The 687-nt window shown below is 70.3% G+C and carries 2 pseudogenes; both read right to left on the bottom strand.

From position 1 onward, the window contains the following. Positions 1 to 322, bottom strand: a pseudogene (locus G3I56_RS42660) (ABC transporter permease); the annotation flags it as partial. Then, a pseudogene (locus G3I56_RS42665) lies at positions 319 to 687 on the bottom strand (DUF4162 domain-containing protein); the annotation flags it as partial. The pseudogenes G3I56_RS42665 and G3I56_RS42660, both read right to left, overlap by 4 nt.

Genomic DNA, 687 nt, shown 5'->3' on the forward strand with positions numbered 1-687 from the left:
CGGTGACCATCACGCCCAGCACACCGAGTGCCAACTGCGCGAAGTTCGTGCCGAACAGGGACAGGCTCACCGCGGTGGAGCTGGCGAAGTCGCCGTCCATGTGCCGGCCGGAGGTGATCCTGGACTTGAACTGCCACGAGGCGATCAGGCCGAAGGCCACCAGGAACAGCAGGCCCAGGCCCAGGGTGATCCAGGTGGAGCGCAGGGACCACAGCTTGGCCCACTCCGAGCGCAGCACGCGCCGCGCGGTCACCCCGTAGACCGGACGGCCGCCCTGCACGGGGCTCGGGACGGGGGTGCGGGTCGACGTGATGGTGCTCATGCTGCGCTCCCGGAGGTCTCGGTGGTGCCGTGGTACTCGACCGCGTCCCGTGTCAGTTCCATGAACGCCTCCTCCAGGGACAGCGCCTTCGCGGTGAGCTGGAACAGCGCGATGCCGGCCTCGGCGGCCTTCAGTCCGATCGCGCGGGCCTCCATGCCCGTCACCTGGAGTTCCTCGGAGCCGACCCGGCCGGTGATCTCGATGCCGGGTCCCGCCAGGACCTCGCGCAGCCGGGCGGGATCCGCCGTGGCGACCTGCACCGTGTCCCCGCCAGCCTGGCTGATCAGTTCCTCGACGGTGGTGTCGGCCAGCATCCGGCCCCGTCCGACGACGATCAGATGGTCCGCGACCAGGGCCATCTCGCT

The sequence above is a fragment of the Streptomyces sp. SID12488 genome (genome assembly GCF_010548275.1).
Taxonomy (GTDB): Bacteria; Actinomycetota; Actinomycetes; order Streptomycetales; family Streptomycetaceae; genus Streptomyces.